Origin of the sequence: Sorangium sp. So ce119 (assembly GCF_051524405.1) — a bacterium.
Classification (GTDB): domain Bacteria; phylum Myxococcota_A; class Polyangia; order Polyangiales; family Polyangiaceae; genus Sorangium; species Sorangium cellulosum_G.
Window position 1 is genome coordinate 6,081,380 of sequence record NZ_CP150310.1, and the last position, 15,424, is coordinate 6,096,803.

At 70.1% G+C, this 15,424-nt stretch carries 24 protein-coding genes and 1 pseudogene; 18 read left to right on the top strand and 7 right to left on the bottom strand.

Annotated elements, in window-relative coordinates; all coding sequences use genetic code 11:
- Nucleotides 1–135: 135 nt before the first annotated feature.
- Nucleotides 136–414, bottom strand: a complete 279-nt coding sequence (locus tag WME76_RS22885; protein WP_437741858.1) for a helix-turn-helix domain-containing protein — start codon at nt 412–414, stop codon at nt 136–138.
- Between the two features lie 168 nt (nt 415–582).
- On the opposite strand from WME76_RS22885, the gene WME76_RS22890 reads away from it, so the two are divergent.
- From WME76_RS22890 to WME76_RS22915, 6 genes are all read left to right on the top strand, one after another.
- Nucleotides 583–1,245 carry an RNA polymerase sigma factor gene (locus tag WME76_RS22890; RefSeq protein WP_437954417.1) on the top strand — a complete coding sequence of 221 codons (663 nt, stop codon included), beginning with the start codon at nt 583–585 and terminating at the stop codon, nt 1,243–1,245.
- A complete protein-coding gene (locus WME76_RS22895; protein ID WP_437954418.1) occupies nt 1,242–1,868 on the top strand; it encodes a JAB domain-containing protein in 627 nt (208 codons plus the stop codon). Before WME76_RS22890 ends, WME76_RS22895 begins: the two co-directional genes overlap by 4 nt.
- A gap of 396 nt (nt 1,869–2,264) precedes the next feature.
- A complete protein-coding gene (locus tag WME76_RS22900; protein WP_437962144.1) occupies nt 2,265–3,494 on the top strand; it encodes an AAA family ATPase in 1,230 nt (409 codons plus the stop codon).
- 62 nt (nt 3,495–3,556) lie between these two features.
- Complete coding sequence (locus WME76_RS22905; RefSeq protein WP_437691535.1) at nt 3,557–4,342, top strand: hypothetical protein; 786 nt, start codon at nt 3,557–3,559, stop codon at nt 4,340–4,342.
- Complete coding sequence (locus tag WME76_RS22910; protein WP_437954419.1) at nt 4,339–4,440, top strand: hypothetical protein; 102 nt, start codon at nt 4,339–4,341, stop codon at nt 4,438–4,440. The genes WME76_RS22905 and WME76_RS22910 overlap by 4 nt, the downstream gene beginning before the upstream one ends.
- Before the next feature lie 369 nt (nt 4,441–4,809).
- Complete coding sequence (locus tag WME76_RS22915; protein ID WP_437954420.1) at nt 4,810–5,214, top strand: hypothetical protein; 405 nt, start codon at nt 4,810–4,812, stop codon at nt 5,212–5,214.
- A gap of 86 nt (nt 5,215–5,300) precedes the next feature.
- On the opposite strand, the gene WME76_RS22920 is transcribed toward WME76_RS22915, so the two are convergent.
- Complete coding sequence (locus WME76_RS22920) at nt 5,301–6,125, bottom strand: hypothetical protein (RefSeq protein WP_437954421.1); 825 nt, start codon at nt 6,123–6,125, stop codon at nt 5,301–5,303.
- A 497-nt stretch (nt 6,126–6,622) separates the two neighbouring features.
- Here WME76_RS22920 and WME76_RS22925 point away from each other — a divergent pair, with 497 nt between their 5' ends.
- The 7 genes and pseudogenes from WME76_RS22925 to WME76_RS22955 all read left to right on the top strand — a co-directional run.
- Nucleotides 6,623–7,171 (top strand): JAB domain-containing protein, encoded by a 549-nt coding sequence (locus WME76_RS22925; RefSeq protein WP_437954422.1) that lies wholly within the window; start codon nt 6,623–6,625, stop codon nt 7,169–7,171.
- Between the two features lie 187 nt (nt 7,172–7,358).
- Nucleotides 7,359–7,763 carry a hypothetical protein gene (locus WME76_RS22930; protein ID WP_437954423.1) on the top strand — a complete coding sequence of 135 codons (405 nt, stop codon included), beginning with the start codon at nt 7,359–7,361 and terminating at the stop codon, nt 7,761–7,763.
- A 32-nt stretch (nt 7,764–7,795) separates the two neighbouring features.
- Nucleotides 7,796–8,218: an HNH endonuclease gene (locus WME76_RS22935; RefSeq protein WP_437954424.1), complete on the top strand. Its 423-nt coding sequence runs from the start codon at nt 7,796–7,798 to the stop codon at nt 8,216–8,218.
- 24 nt (nt 8,219–8,242) lie between these two features.
- Nucleotides 8,243–8,791: a JAB domain-containing protein gene (locus tag WME76_RS22940; RefSeq protein ID WP_437954425.1), complete on the top strand. Its 549-nt coding sequence runs from the start codon at nt 8,243–8,245 to the stop codon at nt 8,789–8,791.
- A 294-nt stretch (nt 8,792–9,085) separates the two neighbouring features.
- Nucleotides 9,086–9,310 carry an addiction module protein gene (locus WME76_RS22945; protein ID WP_437954426.1) on the top strand — a complete coding sequence of 75 codons (225 nt, stop codon included), beginning with the start codon at nt 9,086–9,088 and terminating at the stop codon, nt 9,308–9,310.
- The gene (locus WME76_RS22950; RefSeq protein ID WP_437954427.1) at nt 9,307–9,603 is read left to right on the top strand and encodes a type II toxin-antitoxin system RelE/ParE family toxin; all 297 of its coding nucleotides are present in this window, start codon (nt 9,307–9,309) and stop codon (nt 9,601–9,603) included. Before WME76_RS22945 ends, WME76_RS22950 begins: the two co-directional genes overlap by 4 nt.
- Before the next feature lie 10 nt (nt 9,604–9,613).
- Nucleotides 9,614–9,888 (top strand): annotated as a pseudogene (locus tag WME76_RS22955) (JAB domain-containing protein); the annotation flags it as partial.
- A gap of 279 nt (nt 9,889–10,167) precedes the next feature.
- Here the strand turns inward: WME76_RS22955 and WME76_RS22960 are convergent.
- From WME76_RS22960 to WME76_RS22970, 3 genes are read right to left on the bottom strand one after another with little or no spacing between them, the layout of a single operon-like run.
- The gene (locus WME76_RS22960) at nt 10,168–10,623 is read right to left on the bottom strand and encodes a type II toxin-antitoxin system VapC family toxin (RefSeq protein WP_437954428.1); all 456 of its coding nucleotides are present in this window, start codon (nt 10,621–10,623) and stop codon (nt 10,168–10,170) included.
- Complete coding sequence (locus WME76_RS22965) at nt 10,620–10,874, bottom strand: hypothetical protein (protein WP_437954429.1); 255 nt, start codon at nt 10,872–10,874, stop codon at nt 10,620–10,622. Before WME76_RS22965 ends, WME76_RS22960 begins: the two co-directional genes overlap by 4 nt.
- Nucleotides 10,871–11,071 carry a hypothetical protein gene (locus WME76_RS22970; protein WP_437954430.1) on the bottom strand — a complete coding sequence of 67 codons (201 nt, stop codon included), beginning with the start codon at nt 11,069–11,071 and terminating at the stop codon, nt 10,871–10,873. The genes WME76_RS22965 and WME76_RS22970 overlap by 4 nt, the downstream gene beginning before the upstream one ends.
- Before the next feature lies 1 nt (nt 11,072).
- Between WME76_RS22970 and WME76_RS22975 the strand changes: the two genes are divergently transcribed.
- The gene (locus WME76_RS22975) at nt 11,073–11,225 is read left to right on the top strand and encodes a hypothetical protein (RefSeq protein ID WP_437954431.1); all 153 of its coding nucleotides are present in this window, start codon (nt 11,073–11,075) and stop codon (nt 11,223–11,225) included.
- 412 nt (nt 11,226–11,637) lie between these two features.
- On the opposite strand, the gene WME76_RS22980 is transcribed toward WME76_RS22975, so the two are convergent.
- Nucleotides 11,638–11,880 (bottom strand): addiction module protein, encoded by a 243-nt coding sequence (locus WME76_RS22980; protein WP_437954432.1) that lies wholly within the window; start codon nt 11,878–11,880, stop codon nt 11,638–11,640.
- Between the two features lie 910 nt (nt 11,881–12,790).
- Between WME76_RS22980 and WME76_RS22985 the strand changes: the two genes are divergently transcribed.
- The 3 genes from WME76_RS22985 to WME76_RS22995 are packed head-to-tail and all read left to right on the top strand — an operon-like array spanning nt 12,791 to nt 13,652.
- A complete protein-coding gene (locus WME76_RS22985) occupies nt 12,791–13,042 on the top strand; it encodes a hypothetical protein (protein WP_437954433.1) in 252 nt (83 codons plus the stop codon).
- Between the two features lie 51 nt (nt 13,043–13,093).
- Nucleotides 13,094–13,345 (top strand): UPF0175 family protein, encoded by a 252-nt coding sequence (locus tag WME76_RS22990; protein ID WP_437954434.1) that lies wholly within the window; start codon nt 13,094–13,096, stop codon nt 13,343–13,345.
- The gene (locus tag WME76_RS22995; RefSeq protein ID WP_437954435.1) at nt 13,338–13,652 is read left to right on the top strand and encodes a DUF3368 domain-containing protein; all 315 of its coding nucleotides are present in this window, start codon (nt 13,338–13,340) and stop codon (nt 13,650–13,652) included. Before WME76_RS22990 ends, WME76_RS22995 begins: the two co-directional genes overlap by 8 nt.
- 85 nt (nt 13,653–13,737) lie before the next feature.
- Here the strand turns inward: WME76_RS22995 and WME76_RS23000 are convergent, their stop codons facing one another.
- Nucleotides 13,738–14,022, bottom strand: a complete 285-nt coding sequence (locus WME76_RS23000; RefSeq protein WP_437954436.1) for a hypothetical protein — start codon at nt 14,020–14,022, stop codon at nt 13,738–13,740.
- Between the two features lie 317 nt (nt 14,023–14,339).
- Here WME76_RS23000 and WME76_RS23005 point away from each other — a divergent pair, with 317 nt between their 5' ends.
- Nucleotides 14,340–15,410 (top strand): ketopantoate reductase family protein, encoded by a 1,071-nt coding sequence (locus WME76_RS23005; protein ID WP_437954437.1) that lies wholly within the window; start codon nt 14,340–14,342, stop codon nt 15,408–15,410.
- The last annotated feature ends 14 nt before the right edge of the window (nt 15,411–15,424 follow it).

Consider the following 15,424-nt stretch of genomic DNA (forward strand, 5'->3'; position numbering starts at 1 on the left):
GCCGCAGTTCGCCGAGTTCTCCACCACGCGGGACGGCGTCCGAAGCCGCCACAACGCACGCGCCGGCGATGCGCCAGGTGGAGAAGGGCGCGGATGGCCATGGGCTGTCGAGGTGCGGACAGTGGGGGTGGACTGTTAGGTGCCGGCGGGACGCTTGCGCGGCCGACCTCGCTTGATCTCCGGCATCGCGGCGCTGCGGAGAAGAACCCCAGGCGACACATCGAGCGCGTTCGCGAGCCTGACGAGCGTGCCGAGGCTCATGCTCTGCCGCCCAACCTCGATCGCCTGCATCGTCCGCAGCTCGATCCCGGCGGCTTCCGCAAGCTGCTCCTGCGTGATGCCGCGCTGCTGACGTAGACGCCGCAGGTTCGCCGCAATGTAGAGCAGAAGGGCATCAAGCGTGAGCGTTCGCACGCCCTTCGCGTACCCCCGCGCCGGGTTCAGAATAATGATCCAGCAGATCGGATTTCCTTGACCTGCCGGCTATCAGTTCGTAACGTGGCGAGACCATAAAAGTGCCGCCCGCGGGTGCTGGTAACACCCCGGGCGGCGTGGCCGAACCCCGCTTCCACGAGGTCCGACATGGAAACCGTACGTCTACGCCCTGACCAGGGCCAAGAGATCGATCCGCCCTCCCGTCGCCGCCCCCGTCCCGCTGCTCTCAACCGGCTCGCCCGCTCGCCCAAATCCCTTCATCACCAGCCCCAGCCCCCCGCCGTCTACCTCGACCCCACCGCGCTCCTCGAACAGCGCCCGCTCATCCGCAGCACCCTCCGCGCCCGAGGCGTTCTCCCCGCCGATCTCGACGACCTCACCCAGGACACCCTCCTCGGCGCCTGGCGCAGCCTGCGCGCCGGCCGCTTCCGCCCGTCCCCCGCGCTTCCTCCCGCCGACGCCCTCCGCCGCTGGCTCGCCGGCATCGCCTCGCGGCAGGCCTCGCACTACCGCGACAAGGCCCACCGCCGCCACGAGCTCCCCGCGGTCGCCCCTGACCGCCTCTCCGCCTTCGCCGCCCCCTCTCCCGAGGCCCGCCTCGTCGCCCGCGGCCTCCTCCGCGCCTTCCACCGTCTCCGCCCCGAGCTGCGCGAGATCCTGTCGCTCGCCGCCACCGGCCTTTCCTCGCTCGAGATCGCCGCCTCCCTCTCGCTCCCGCGCCACACGGTCGCCACCCGCCTGCGCCTCGCGCGCCGCCTCTTCGCCCGCGCCCTCACCCGCTCTCGGAGGTGGCCCCGATGCGCCCGATGAGCCGCGCCCCCGTCGACGCCCCCGCCGAGACGGCGGCCGAGCTGCCGACCGCGACCGAGGCCGCCCTCCTCGAGATGGTGCTCGGCCTGCCCGGCGTCGGCCCGCGCATCCTCGGCACGGCCGCTCTCCCCTCCCTCGGTCGCCTCTCGCCCGCGGCCCTCGCCGAGCGCACCCAGATCGCCCTCTTCGACGCGACCCGGCTCGCCGCCGCCTTCGAGCTCGGCCGCCGCTACCACGCCGCCCGCGCGCGCCGGGGCGCGCTCCTCACCGACGCCGCCCGCGTGGCGCGGTACTTCGGCCCGAGGCTCGCCTCCCTGGTCCACGAGGAGCTCTGGATCGCCGCCCTCGACACCCACGGCCGCGTCCGCGAGACCCGCCTGCTCGCCCGCGGTTCCGACGACGCCCTCTACGTCGGCCGCTCCACCGTGCTGCGCACGGCGCTCGACATGGCCGCCCACAGCTTCGTCCTGGCCCACAACCACCCCAGCGGCGACCCGACGCCGACCCACGAGGACGAAGACATGACCCTCGAGCTGCGCCACCTCGCCTCGGAGCTGGAAGTCCCGCTCAAGGCCCACGTCATCGTCACCCCCAGCGGCCGCTACGCCGCCGTCCACGAGTAGGCCCTCGCCACGCGCAGCACCCCTGCGCATCCGGCCCTCCAGCGCACCGTCCCAGCCGGGAGCTCCGCAAGCCTCCGGTGGCGACACGAGGATTGGGAGCGCGTAAGGCAACCGACCCAGGGCCTAGCCTGAGCTGGGTCGGGTCGCTCCAGCGCCGCCCTGAGCTGGGTCGGGTCGCTCCAGCGCCGCCCTGCGGACCTATGCCCGTGCACGCCTGCACCCTCCTCAACGCGTTTCTGAGGAGACTCATCCGGGCCCACCGCCTCCCCTCCGACTGCTGCCCGGCCCCGACGTAGCGCTGCCGCGCGCCGGCCCCACCAGCAAACCGGGACCTGCGTCATCAAACCGCGCTTGCAGCTGGCCACGCCCTCCGAGTACGAGGTAGTCTTCGCCGCGATGCGGCCCCTGGTCACAGTCCGCGCCAAGAACTTCCGCAGCCTCCGGGATGTGAAGGTGGAGCTACAGCCGTTGAACGTCCTCGTCGGACCCAACGCTAGCGGCAAGTCGAACTTCCTGGACCTTATCGCGTTCCTCGGCGATGCCGTTCGAGAGGATCTCCGTCCGGCCATCACGAAGCGTGGTGGGTTCGAGCAGGTCGCTTTCCGAGGCGGAGCGCGTCAGGCACAGGCGCGCACGGTCGAGATCACGGTCGAGGCGATTGTCACCCGATATGCGAGCGACAGGGCACGCGACGCGTACACGCTACGCTTCAGCCAAGGCAAGGCATGGAAACGGCCGGGTGGGAGAACCATGGCCACCCTCCGTCGCGACGAGGAGTTCCGATTCAAAAGGACCCAAGGCAGCGGCCGCCGGCTGACCATCAACGGGACCGAATTCACCATCTACGACACCTCGACGGACACTCCGCGGAAGGGCAAGCCAAGATCAGAGAACCTGCTCCAAAAGGAGTCGCTCGGCCTGTCCACACTGCCGCGTCTGGCGTCGGATCGGGGCGGCGAGCAGGTGGGCAAGATTGCCGACCTGTTCTCGACCTTTCGTGTCTTCGATATCAACGTGCCGGCTGCTCGGTTGCCTTCAGCGCTCGAACGCGGCGAGAAGCTCCAGCCCGACGCCGCGAACCTCGCAGCCTTCCTGCACAAGCTATCCGGCGACGCTGGCACCTTCCGCGATCTCGTGGACGACGCGCGCGCGATGATCCCCGGCCTCGAGCACATCCACTTCCGCCCTGTAGGCGGCCCCGAGGAGGCCATCGCCGTCGAGCTGGAAGAGCGCGCGCTGCGCGATCGCACCTCGCTGGCTGACGCGTCGTATGGATCGATCCGGGCGCTCGCGCTTCTGGCGATGCTCTACGACCCAGCCCCTCCGCGCCTCACCTGCATCGAGGAGATCGATCACGGGCTCCACCCCTACGTCTTCGACCGACTGGTTGAAAGGCTGCGTGACGCATCATCACGAACACAGTTCCTCGTGGTCACACACTCGCCGGCTCTCGTGAACCGGCTGCGCGCCTCCGAGCTCATCGTTTGCGAGCGACATCGGGAGAGCGGCGAGACGTTGATCCCTGCCGCGGATCCGGTGGAGGTCCGGAAGATTGAGAAAAAGCTAGCAGGGAAGATGGGGCTCGGCGAGCTCTGGTTCAGCGGAACGCTGGGGGGCACGCCTTGAGTCGGCGCCCCCGGGAGCAGCCCAGGCGCGGCGGCAAGAGGGCCCCGAAGCTGCCGTCGATTGTGCTGGTCTTCGGGGAAGACGAGAACGACCGAGAGAGCATCAAGATGCTGCTCGGAGCGCTCTCCCCGGATCTGGCGAGGCGCGTGCAGACGCGCCGACATCCGCTGGTGCTGATCAAGGGCGCACGGCCCGAGGAGGTGCCGGACCGAGCACAGCGCATCGCGGATGCCGTCGACGCCGAGCGAGTACGCGCCGAGGTGCGCTGCGTCTTCGCCCACGAGGACTGCGATGACGTCGAGCCTGCCCACGAGCACGTGGCCGCGCAGATCGAATCGGCCCTGCGGGCGGTGGGCTGCGATGCCCACGCGGTCGCGCCCGCATGGGAGATGGAGGCGTGGTGGTTCTTGTGGCCCGACGCAGTGAAAGCCGCGAACCCGAGCTGGCGCAGCCCGAACGATTATGTCGGAAAGAACGTCGGGATGATCCGGGATGCCAAGGAGGAGCTCAAGCGGCGCGTGGTGCCGCGCGGCGTCAAGAGCGGCCAGCACGGGTTCCGTGGATATCGTGAGTCCGACGCACCCCGGATCGCCGCCGAAGTGGGCAAACTGGGTCTGGCCAACGCCCCGCAGGCCAGCAGTCGCTCGTACGATCGCTTTCGCCAGAGCGTGTGGACCTGCAGCGCGGGCGCTCTCCCAGCTGCCGTAGACGCTCATTCTTCGGACAGCAACCCTCATAGCGATCCCCAAAGAGCCCGTATGCGCGGCTCCGAGAAGCCCTCGGCGGATGAGTCTTCGATAAACACTCCAGCGACCACCCAACACCGACCCGCGAGGACGAGGCGATGACCCTGGAGCTGCGCCACCTCGGCTCGGAGCTGCTCGTCCCGCTCACGGCCCACGTCATCGTCCCCCCCAGCGGCCGCTACGCTGCCATCCACGAATAGGCCCGTGCGGGGCGCTACGCCCCGGCGCATCCGGCCGCCAGCTTCCGGCGCACCGCCCCGGCCGGGAGCTCCGGCAGCCGCAGAGGCGCTGGAGCACGTGGAGCAACCGACCGTAGCTCGAGCTGCTCCATTCTCGTATCGAGGAGGCCGACCGGCGCCGCTGTCAATACTGCCTCGAGTAGGTCTCCTCGCGGGGCGTCCCGCCCCTGCGCATCCAGCCGAAAGCCTCCCGCGCACCGCCCCAGCCGGCAGCCCCGCCGCGCGTTCGCTCTCGTCATCGCGGCTGGCCGGGGACGGGAGGAGCCGGGGTGCTCCGCGTGCTAGGCTCGACGGCGAAGCGGGCTTGCCTCCCGCGTCCACCCCAGCGCGATGTCGACCGCCACCGTCACCCTCGCTCTCCCCGAAGCGCTCTACCAGCGCCTCCGGGGGACTGCGCTCGCGACCCGACAGCCGCTCGAAGCCGTGATGCTGCGGGCGCTGAGCCTCGGCAGCCCTCCCGCCTGGGACGACGCGCCCCCGGAGTTCCAGGTCGACCTCGCCTGCCTGGACAAGATGGACGACCAGGCGCTCTGGGAGATCGCAAAGAGCCACAGGTCCGAAGCAGAGCTCGCGCGCTACGACGAGCTGCTCGACCGGAACACCCGGGGGCTCCTCACGCCGGCGGAGCGCATCGAGCTCGAGCGTCTTCGCCACGAGAGCGACCTGTTCATGCTCCGCAAGGCGCACGCTGCGGCGCTCCTGCGATGGCGCGGGCACGCCGTCGCTCCCCCGTAGCGGGCGCCCTCCAAGCATCGTCACGGCACACCGGCGCTGGGACGAGGTGGGCTTGCATCCAGGCGCGTAGCGCCGGCTTGTAGAGCCTACGCGTCTCGTGGGCTGGGAGAGCGGAGGTAAAAAGGGTTTACCTCCTCATCGAGCGCTTCAAGCTCCTCCGAGCTCGACGTGTGATTGAGTTGCATGAGGACCGCCCGCGCGGCATCTTGCAAGCCGAGGGGCGGTGCTTTGGTGCCGTCCCATGCCTCGCAGAGCGCTCGGAAGCTCTCCAGGCGCTCGAGCAGCGCTCGCCACCATGCGCGCGTCTCCGGGTGATTCCGGCGAACAGGCCGGAAGGTCGCGAGCAAGCTGTCGATGTGCGCGAGCGCCGGGCGCCGCAGATCCGCGGGAGGGATCTTCGCGACCATCTTGGGTGAAGCGAGATAGCCGCACCACACGACGGCTGCCGCGAATGTGATCGTATCGGGCATCGCTGCCAGCTCCGCCGTGGTAGGCGGAAGGCCCGGGTCGAGGTCTTCCGGCCCAGGCGGCGCTTCAGGCGGTGCGCCTTCCCAGCCGTCCCACCCTCCGGGCGGCTCAGGGACCGCGAACACAGCGAGCATGTCACGCGCGGCACGCTGGATTTCGGCCGGGATCTCCGCCGATGGCGACCAGCCCTGGCATGACGCGAGGAGTCTCTCCACCTGTGGCGCTATGTCCAGCGGCCGCCCACCGGCGCTGAGCCCTGGTTCGGGGCCCTGGCCGATGACGGTCAGGAGTTCGCTCAGGAGCTCCAGGACGTGCTCGCGTGACGGCATCGCGCCGGCTTTGCGCGCTGCGCGCGACGACGCGAGCAAGCCTGCCAGGTTCAGGGCTCCTGAAACAACGTGCGCCACCCGGGCAGCGCGCTTCGATGCGTCATCAGCGTCCATGGCGAGTCCCTCGATCACTTCGGTCGACAGAGCTGAATCCAGGGGACCATGCTGCTTCCAATGGCGGGCTTCAGTGTGATGGCAGCGCCGACGACATCAGCCGCGTCGTAGCAGGTATAAGTGCACCATCCTGCATGCCGGCATCATGATCGCGCAGACGGTGCCGAAGACAAGGAGAGCTCCGAGCCTGCCTGGAAGATTGCTCTTCGACATGAGGTGCCTCCGCGCCCTGATGCTAGGCGACGGTGGAATGTCTTTCTACGCGGGAAGTAAGGTGGAAAACCGCTCGGGGCTCCCCCCAGCCGGCCGTAGGGGTATGCCGGAACCAGCTCTGGGCGGCCGCTGCTCGCAGCCGGCTCGCGGCGCGCCGCCTCTTCGCCCGCGCCCTCACCCGCTCTCGGCGGTGGCCCGATGAGCCCGATGAGCCGCGCCCCATCGACGCCCCCGCCGAGACGGCGGCCGATCTCCCGACCGCGACCGAGGCCGCCCTCCTCGAGATGGTGCTCGGCCTGCCCGGCGTCGGCCCGCGCATCCTCGGCACGGCCGCCCTCCCCTCGCTCGGCCGCCTCTCGCCCGCGGCCCTCGCCGAGCGTACGCAGATCGCCCTCTTCGACGCGACCCGGCTCGCCGCCGCCTTCGAGCTCGGCCGCCGCTACCACGCCGCCCGCGCCCGCCGGGGCGCGCTCCTCACCGACGCCGCCCGCGTGGCGCGGTACTTCGGTCCGAGGCTCGCCTCCCTGGTCCACGAGGAGCTCTGGATCGCCGCGCTCGACACCCACGGCCGCGTCCGCGAGACGCGCCTGCTCGCCCGCGGTTCCGACGACGCCCTCTACGTCGGCCGCTCCACCGTCCTGCGCACGGCGCTGGACATGGCAGCCCACAGCTTCGTCCTGGCCCACAACCACCCCAGCGGAGACCCGACCCCGACCCACGAGGACGAAGCGATGACCCTGGAGCTGCGCCACCTCGGCTCGGAGCTGGAAGTCCCGCTCAAGGCCCACGTCATCGTCACCCCCAGCGGCCGCTACGCCGCCGTCCACGAGTAGGTCTCCTCGCGGGGCATCCCGCCACTGCGCATCCAGCCGCCAGCCTCCCGCGCACCGCCCCAGCCGGCAGCCCCGCCGCGCGTTCGCTCTCGTCATCGCGGCTGGCCGGGGACGGGAGGAGCCGGGGTGCTCCGCGTGCTAGGCTCGACGGCGAAGCGGGCTTGCCTCCCGCGTCCACCCCAGCGCGATGTCGACCGCCACCGTCACCCTCGCTCTCCCCGAAGCGCTCTACCAGCGCCTCCGGGGGACTGCGCTCGCGACCCGACAGCCGCTCGAAGCCGTGATGCTGCGGGCGCTGAGCCTCGGCAGCCCTCCCGCCTGGGACGACGCGCCCCCGGAGTTCCAGGTCGACCTCGCCTGCCTGGACAAGATGGACGACCAGGCGCTCTGGGAGATCGCAAAGAGCCGCAGGTCCGAAGCAGAGCTCGCGCGCTACGACGAGCTGCTCGACCGGAACACCCAGGGGCTCCTCACGCCGGCGGAGCGCATCGAGCTCGAGCGTCTTCGCCACGAGAGCGACCTGTTCATGCTCCGCAAGGCGCACGCTGCGGCGCTCCTGCGATGGCGCGGGCACGCCGTCGCTCCCCCGTAGCGCGCCCTCCACGCGCTGGAAGACGGACTGCGGTGTCAACCTACGTCTCCGAGCTGCTCCGTTCTCGTATCGAGGAGGCCGATCGGCGCCGCTGTCAATACTGCCTGACGAGCGAGGCCAATAGCGGAATTCCCCTGACCTACGATCACATCACGCCGGTCTCGAAGGGCGGGCCGACCTCGTTCGAGAACGTATGCCTCGCATGCCGCCCTTGTAACGAGTTCAAGGCAGGCGCCACGGAGTCGGCCGACCCGCTGACAGGAGAGGTCGTGCCGCTCTTCAACCCGCGCCTCCATCGCTGGAGCGATCACTTCACGTGGAGCGTCGACGCAACCAGGGTAGAGGGCGTGACGCCCTCGGGTAGAGCAACGGTCATCGCGCTCCGGATGAACCGCGCGACGATCGTCGCCGCACGTCGGCGCTGGGCCGAGGTGGGCTGGCACCCGCCCGCGTAGCGCTGACTACCCCTCTCCATCGAGATGGTGCTCGGCCTGCCCGGCGTCGGCCCGCGCATCGTCGGCACGACCGCTCTCCCCTCCCTCGGCCGCCTCTCGCCCGCGGCGCTCGCCGGGCGCACCCAGATCGCCCTCTTCGACGCGACCCGGCTCGCCGCCGCCTTCGAGCTCGGCCGCCGCACCCACGCCGCCCGCGCGCGCCGGGGCGCGCTCCTCAACGACGCCGCCCGCGTGGCGCGGTACTTCGGCCCGAGGCTCGCCTCCCTGGTCCACGAGGAGCTCTGGATCGCCGCGCTCGACACCCACGGCCGCGTCCGCGAGACGCGCCTGCTCGCCCGCGGTTCCGACGACGCCCTCTACGTCGGCCGCTCCACCGTGCTGCGCACGGCGCTGGACATGGCCGCCCACAGCTTCGTCCTGGCCCATAACCACCCCAGCGGCGACCCGACGCCGACCCACGAGGACGAAGCGATGACCCTGGAGCTGCGCCACCTCGGCTCGGAACTGCACGTCCCGCTCACCGCCCACGTCATCGTCACCCCCAGCGGCCGCTACGCCGCCGTCCACGAGTAGCCGAGTAGCCCCTCGCGGGCGCAGCACCGCCGGCGCGCTGCGCCCCTGCGCATCCGGCCGCCACCTCTCGCGCACCGCCCCGGCCGGGAGCTCTGCAAGCCCCGGCAGCGGCAGAGGCGCTGGACCACGTGAAGCAACCGACCGTAGCTTGGCTAGTCCAGCCCAAGCTCGTTCCGGCCGCTCCGTGCCTGCGCCACGCCAGCCAACGTCGGCCATCGCCGTCGTCGCGGCATCTTCCTCACCGATGGGGCAGCGCGCCTGGGCAGCCTCCGAGCCACGCGGTACAATCCCCCCGTGAACCTTCCCGAGCTGGAAGCCGAAGCCCTGAAGCTGCCCGTCGCGGAGCGCGCACGTCTCGTAGAAACGCTTCTGGAAAGCCTGGATGAGCTCTCCGAGGAGGAGCACAGGCGCCTCTGGACCGAGGAAGCGACGCGCCGGGACGCAGAGCTTGACGCAGATCCGTCCCGGGGGCGACCGGCCGAGGACGTCTTTCGTGACGCCCGCGCGCGGCTCCGGTGACGCTCCCGGTCATCTTTCACGAGCTGGCTGAGGTCGAGCTGAACGAGACCGCCGCCTACTACGCTCGGGCACGTCCTGGCCTTGGTGACGCCTTCGTCGCCGAGGTTCAAGGCGCAGTCGATGCCCTGGCTGCATCACCGCTCGCGGGGAGGGCCGTGGAGAACGATGTTCGCTGGTGGCTCGTGCGGCGGTTTCCCTACAGCGTGCTGTACCGGGTACGCGACGATCACATTCGACTTCTCGCGATTGCACATCAGAAGCGGCGGCCCTTCTACTGGCGCGGGCGCCAATAGTCCGGCTCGGCGCCTGCTCGCCCGCGGTTCCGACGACGCCCTCTACGTCGGCCGCTCCACCGTCCTGCGCACGGCGCTGGACATGGCGCCCACAGCTTCGTCCTCGCCCACAACCACCCCAGCGGCGACCCGACGCCGACCCGCGAGGACGAAGACATGACCCTGGAGCTGCGCCACCTCGGCTCGGAGCTGGAAGTCCCGCTCACGGCCCACGTCATCGTCACGCCCAGCGGCCGCTACGCCGCCGTCCACGAGGTTGCCCTCGCGCGGCGCAGACCTCTGTGAAGGGGCGCTGCGTCCCCTGCGCATCCAGCAGCCAGCCTCCAGAGGACCGCCTCGGCCAGGAGCTCCGCGCGCTCCGGCAGCCGCACGACGAGCTGGACCACGTGGAGCCACCGGCCGTGGCCTGGTCCCCAACCTCGGTCGGGGGTCACTCCGCCTCGTGGCCGAGGACCCATCGTCTCTCACCACGAGCGGCGCCTCCACGCGGAGCTCGCGCGGATCGTCCGGCAAGAAAGGCGTGGTCGCGGACAGAGCTCACACCGGACGAAGCCTTGTCAGGGGTCAAAGAGTGACCTCGGGTGGATCTGGAGGGATCACGATGCGCGGCGAGGTCGGAGCGGTGAGCCGGAGGAAGTCCGAACCGTTGAACGTCACGAGCGCATCCGCGCCGGCATGCTCGGCCGCCACGAGGTGCAGGGCATCGAAGAGGACGCCAGAAGAGAGCTGGCGATCTGTGCACCGCTGAAGTGCCTCGTCGTACACGGCCGGATCCACAGGGCGGACGTCGTACACACTCCGGACCCGACGGACGACTTGCAACGCCTGCTCCGGGCTCGCTCGAGCCGGCTTCGGAAGGCGGGTGAGCACGGACCAGAGCTCCGCGAGGGCGTGCCAGGTGGCCAAGCCGCTTAGCCGTCCCTCGGCCACCGCGTCGATCCAGACGACGGCGCGACCGTGGTGCGGATGCGCCCGGTGCAGTCCGGCGACGAGCACGCTCGTGTCGAAGGCGAGCTTCACGACTCTCCCTGGATCCGGTCCGCTCGTGCATCGCGATCGGGGCGATGGTCGAACACTTCGGCCGGCATGGTGGCGTCAGCGTCGACAAGCAGGAGGCCATGCCGCTCGGTCAAGGTGACGCCCTCACGTCGCGCCGGATGATCTGCAGCAGGGACGTCGCTGGCGGCCTCGTGCGCGACCAGCTCGATCACGCGAAGCCGGTCGGTTACAGGGAGGGCGCGGATGGCGGCGACGATCTGCTCGACGGTCATGCCCGGCAGGATGCCATCCCCGCAGCCAGGAAGGAAGGCGAGGATCGGTTGCTGATGCATTGAACAGGCGGAACGAGCGCGGCCGCATCCTCGGCGAGCAGCGCCGGCACGTCGTCCAGGATCTCCGCATCAACGGGCAACTCCTTGCGCAGCTGCGCCATCTGCTCGGGCTTGAGTGGCGAGTTCGTCACGCCCACGATGTCGGCCACCTCGCGGGGGATCGGCGGCCTGGCCGGCCTGGTGCTGCTCGACCTCGCAGGGGGGATCGAGCGCTTCTTCGTCGTCGTTCGGGGGGCCGTGGACTCCCCTGGCGGCTTCAAGGTCGATGACGGCTTCGTCAGCATGGAATGATGGGTCGGCCATCATTCCATGCTGAAACGGCCATCGTCGAAGCCTCCGGGGTCAACCCTGGAGCATCGCTCGGCCAGCTCTCAGCATGGGTTCAGCGACATCGCGAACGCCCTGACGGTGTGCTGCGGGCGCGAAGTGCCCGCAGACACCAGGGCCAGGTTAGCCCGTTGTACCTTCGCTTCGAACGCGTTTCTTCCAGACAGACGGGCTACGCCGCTGATGGAGTACAGCGAGGATGCGCGCCGGACACCCCCCCCCGGCATTCGGGGAACTGCGACGGGAGGTCGCTGATCCGGCGCACGATGCGCCGTAGCTCATCGACGAACTGTCCGCCCAGCCGTCCTCCTCGCCCTCGTACCAGTCCGCCGCCTCCCGGATTCCAGCTCGGCAGACGGGAGAATGAGGAGCCGGCTCATCGACGCGTTGAGAGGCGCGTACGGAGGCCGGCCTCGACCTGTTCCCAGGAGCGGCCGGCATTCGGTGCGGCCTCGACCTCGGCGAGCCGGCGATCGAGCTCGGCCTTGTGCCACTCGGGTACCGGCACCTCGTCTTCCCTCGCCGCGATCCGCTCCCAGAGCGCCTGGACGTACTCGATCTGCTCGTGCACGGTGAGGTCGTCGAAGCCGGGCGGCGGGCCCTGGATGGCTCGTTGCACGAGCCGCAAGATACCATGAGGTACCGCGACGACACAGCACGCGGCCCTCGCGGTCGAGAACGAGCGGCGCCGATGGCGTCAGCCCCCCGGCTCACCGCACCGGCCGGCAGTTCCGCGAGCCTCCAGCGACACGACCGGCAGCGGCACGAGGCGCCACCGCGGGACCGACCCTGGACACCGCATCGAGGTCGACCCGCACTCACGCGTCGCCTCCGGCGACCGCCGGCGACCACCGGTACGCCAGCTTCCGCACCGGGGGCCCGGCATCGTGCGCCCCAGGGTGCGACCTCGCCGTGGATGGCGCGCGAGAAAGGCGCTCGCGAGGTCGGACGGGGGGAGCCACCCGGCCGCTGCGACGTCCAATGCGGGAGGACTGCGGCGGGCGTACGCGCTCAGGGCGACGACAGCCGGCCGGCTTCGGGGGCCATGCTCGCTCGCTTTCGTCAGGGATCCCCGCCATGGTACAGGGGTCAGGAGCCCGAAGCCGATGCGTGACCGCCCAGGCGAACGAACAGAGGCTAAACCGTCCGACGCCGAGAAGAGCTGGGATCAGCGGATACTCGAAAGAGTCCCCTCTGGCATCGATACATCGTTCATCGCCGAGAACCTGCGCTTGACTCCCACCGAGAGAGTCGAGCGGATGCGGAAAGCACTGGAGTTCATCGAGGAAGCGAAGGCGGCCCATGGTCACCAACGTTCGGCGCGTCGTTGAAGCGCTCCTCGGTGAGCATGTCGATGTCGTGATCATCGACGGGCCTGCGGGTAATTCAAGGCCGACTCCGAGCGACGCGTGCGCTCCTGCACGGCAGGAGGATGGGAGGTCGGCTCCGCTGGATCTGGCAAGGAGCTCGGATGTAGGACCGGCGGCGAGCCCGTCCCGTGCGAGCGGTTTCTGCTAGACTCATGCTGTATGTCGATGGCCGACACGTCGCCGCAAGCGGACGCACGCTACCACGAGCTGCTCCGGCGCATCCCTCCGGAAAAGCGGCTCGAGGCTGCGATGCGGCTGAGCCAGGCGGTCCGCGAGCTCGCCCTCGCGAGCATCCGTGCTCGTCACCCAAAGGCGGACGACCAGGAGCTTCGCGTCCGCCTTGCGGTGAGGCTGTACGGGCATGACTGCGCGCGCCGGCTGTTCGGTCACGTGCCGGTCGACGCCACGTGATGCCATGAGCAGCTCGACTTCCTCGACCCTCCGAGCAACCAAGGACGGAACATGGCAACTCGACAGATTGTGGTTGATGTGCCCGAGCAGGTGCTCCTTGAGGAGAAGATGGACGAAGCTGAGTTCGCGCGAGAGCTCCGCACCCTCGTTGCGGTCAAGCTGTACGAGCTGGGACGGCTCTCGTCAGGCCGCGCTGCGGAGCTCGCAGGAGTGGCGCGGGTCGAATTTCTGTTGAGCCTGGGCCGCTACAAGGTCTTCCCTCTCGACGCCGAGCTCCGCTCGCTGGAGGCCGCGGTTGGCTGAAGCGATCAGCAATACCTCGCCCCTGCTCTACCTTCACCGCATCGGTGCCATGGACTGGCTCGCCGAGATGTTCAAAGACGTCTGGGTCCCCAGCGTCGACGATGCTCTGGCACGACGCACGGCTCAAGCGGCAGGTCTGGTCGTCTGGGGAACGCTCAAGATCCTGCTGGAGGCAAAGTCTCGAGGGATCACGCAAAACGTTGGGCCGTGGGTCGACAAGCTCGCCGATGCGGGCATGTGGCTGTCGGACGAGATCCGCCAGAGAATCCTGTCGCTGGCTGGGGAACGGGGTGAGCTGCCGCCTTGATGAATCCTCGATCGCCGAAGCGCTGACGAGCCCAAGGCCAACCTCCGCCTCACGCACCGCCTCTTTGCCCGCGCCTCACCCGCTCTCACTCCTCGAGGAACCTGCGCGTGTCGGCCACGAGGGCCTGTTGCTGGGCCATGAGCTGGGCCAGCTGTTCGTTCTCGCTCTCGACCCGAGCCAGCTCGGCCGCCACGTCCCCGGCCTCGGCACGCAGCCGAGCCATTTCCGGGGCAAGCAGCGCCGCCTCCTCCGCCTCGATCCGCGCCATGAGCGCCGCCAGCTCCGCCTGCTCGGGTTCCGTCAGCGTGCCGGAGAGCTCCTTGCCACGGAGGCGGTCGAGCTTGCTCTGGTCATCCTTGGTCCAGCTCATGACAGCCACCCTGGCCATACCAGGCCAGGAGCACCGGGGCAACGGCCGGCCTCTCCTACCTTGCACGAGAGCATGGTCGTTGAGCAGGACAGCTCGAACTCCGTAGCATGATCGCGAGGACTTGCGGCGCGTCGCACGTGCCTTGCCTGCGTGCCAGCCCCGAGCTCGGCCGCCGCACCCACGCCGCCCGCGCGCGCCGGGGCGCGCTCCTCACCGATGCCGCCCGCGTACCGCGCGCCGCCGCGTCCGGGCTGAGCCCCCGCGGTGACACCGGCGTCCTTGGCGACGGACGGCGAGCCATGCGAGGGTTGGCGCCGATGTCCGCCTCGCACGAGATCGACCCCGACACGGGCGCCCGAAGCTCCGCAGCGCAGCCCGTGGTCGTCGTCGGAGCTGGTTCCGTCGGGCTCACGCTGGGAGCCCGGCTCGCGGCGCGCCGGCGGGATGTTGTCTTCGTCGTGCGTCGCGCCGAACAAGCGGGCGCGCTGAACGAACGCGGGGTGTCCCTGGAGCAACTGGACGGCGAGCCCCTTCGCGGCCGCGTGAGGGCGTTCGTCGGCTGCGCCGCGGCTCGTCACCTCGAGCCGGGCTGGGTGGTGGTGTGTGTGCACGCCGGTCACACCGAGATCCTCGCGCCCGAGATCGCCGACGCCTGGCCAGCGGCGACGGTCGTCAGTGCTCAGAATCACGTCACCAACGAAGCCGTGCTGGCGCGACACAGCCGGTCGGTGCTCGGACTTGTGTGGCGGCAGACCGTCACGCGGTTGAGTGACATCGAGGTGCGCTCGGGAGGAGCCGCGCGGGTGATCGTGGGCAGCTACCCTGACGGCCTATCGCCAGCGGCGCTCGAGCTGGCCGCGGTGCTCCGCGACGCGGGCTTCGATGCCGGGCTGTCGCCGACCATCGCCCGGGACAAGTGGCTCAAGCTCTGCGTGAACCTCATGAGCATCCCCAACGCGCTCATCCACCCGCGCGATCACACCAGCGCGGCGTTCGCCGAGGGCAAGGCGCGTCTGCTCGAGGAGGCGCGCGCGGTGCTGGCGGCTGCGGGGATCGAGGCCGCGTCGGGGGACGGGCGCGCTCGCAGCCTCGAGCAGGAGATCGAGTGGCAGCGCCTCTCCGCCGCGCGCGGCCTGAGCGCTCGGCGCGCGCCCCTCTACAACCAGGTCTGGCGCGCGTTCGAGCAACGCGCTCGAGGGCTGGGCCCGGACGAGGCGCTCGAAGCCGACACGTATCACGAGCTCATCACCCGACTCGGAGCCGCGCATGGTGTTGCGACGCCGCTCAACGAGCGGGTGCTCGCTCACACGCGACGCGCGTGGCACGAGCGGGCAGCGGCCGAGAGCTGCGGCGTCGCAGAGATGTTCGGGATCGCCTCGAGCGAGTAGCCGGTCCGTCACGC

Excerpts from the sequence above, each read along its gene's own strand:
- WME76_RS22890 (WP_437954417.1), top strand. The coding sequence starts at position 583 with ATGGAAACCGTACGTCTACGCCCTGACCAGGGCCAAGAGATCGATCCG.
- WME76_RS22895 (WP_437954418.1), top strand. The coding sequence starts at position 1,242 with ATGAGCCGCGCCCCCGTCGACGCCCCCGCCGAGACGGCGGCCGAGCTG.
- WME76_RS22900 (WP_437962144.1), top strand. The coding sequence starts at position 2,265 with ATGCGGCCCCTGGTCACAGTCCGCGCCAAGAACTTCCGCAGCCTCCGG.
- WME76_RS22910 (WP_437954419.1), top strand. The coding sequence starts at position 4,339 with ATGACCCTGGAGCTGCGCCACCTCGGCTCGGAGCTGCTCGTCCCGCTC.
- WME76_RS22915 (WP_437954420.1), top strand. The coding sequence starts at position 4,810 with ATGTCGACCGCCACCGTCACCCTCGCTCTCCCCGAAGCGCTCTACCAG.
- WME76_RS22920 (WP_437954421.1), bottom strand. The coding sequence starts at position 6,125 with ATGGACGCTGATGACGCATCGAAGCGCGCTGCCCGGGTGGCGCACGTT.
- WME76_RS22925 (WP_437954422.1), top strand. The coding sequence starts at position 6,623 with ATGGTGCTCGGCCTGCCCGGCGTCGGCCCGCGCATCCTCGGCACGGCC.
- WME76_RS22930 (WP_437954423.1), top strand. The coding sequence starts at position 7,359 with ATGTCGACCGCCACCGTCACCCTCGCTCTCCCCGAAGCGCTCTACCAG.
- WME76_RS22940 (WP_437954425.1), top strand. The coding sequence starts at position 8,243 with ATGGTGCTCGGCCTGCCCGGCGTCGGCCCGCGCATCGTCGGCACGACC.
- WME76_RS22965 (WP_437954429.1), bottom strand. The coding sequence starts at position 10,874 with ATGACCGTCGAGCAGATCGTCGCCGCCATCCGCGCCCTCCCTGTAACC.
- WME76_RS22975 (WP_437954431.1), top strand. The coding sequence starts at position 11,073 with ATGTCGGCCACCTCGCGGGGGATCGGCGGCCTGGCCGGCCTGGTGCTG.
- WME76_RS22985 (WP_437954433.1), top strand. The coding sequence starts at position 12,791 with ATGTCGATGGCCGACACGTCGCCGCAAGCGGACGCACGCTACCACGAG.
- WME76_RS22990 (WP_437954434.1), top strand. The coding sequence starts at position 13,094 with ATGGCAACTCGACAGATTGTGGTTGATGTGCCCGAGCAGGTGCTCCTT.
- WME76_RS23000 (WP_437954436.1), bottom strand. The coding sequence starts at position 14,022 with ATGAGCTGGACCAAGGATGACCAGAGCAAGCTCGACCGCCTCCGTGGC.
- WME76_RS23005 (WP_437954437.1), top strand. The coding sequence starts at position 14,340 with ATGTCCGCCTCGCACGAGATCGACCCCGACACGGGCGCCCGAAGCTCC.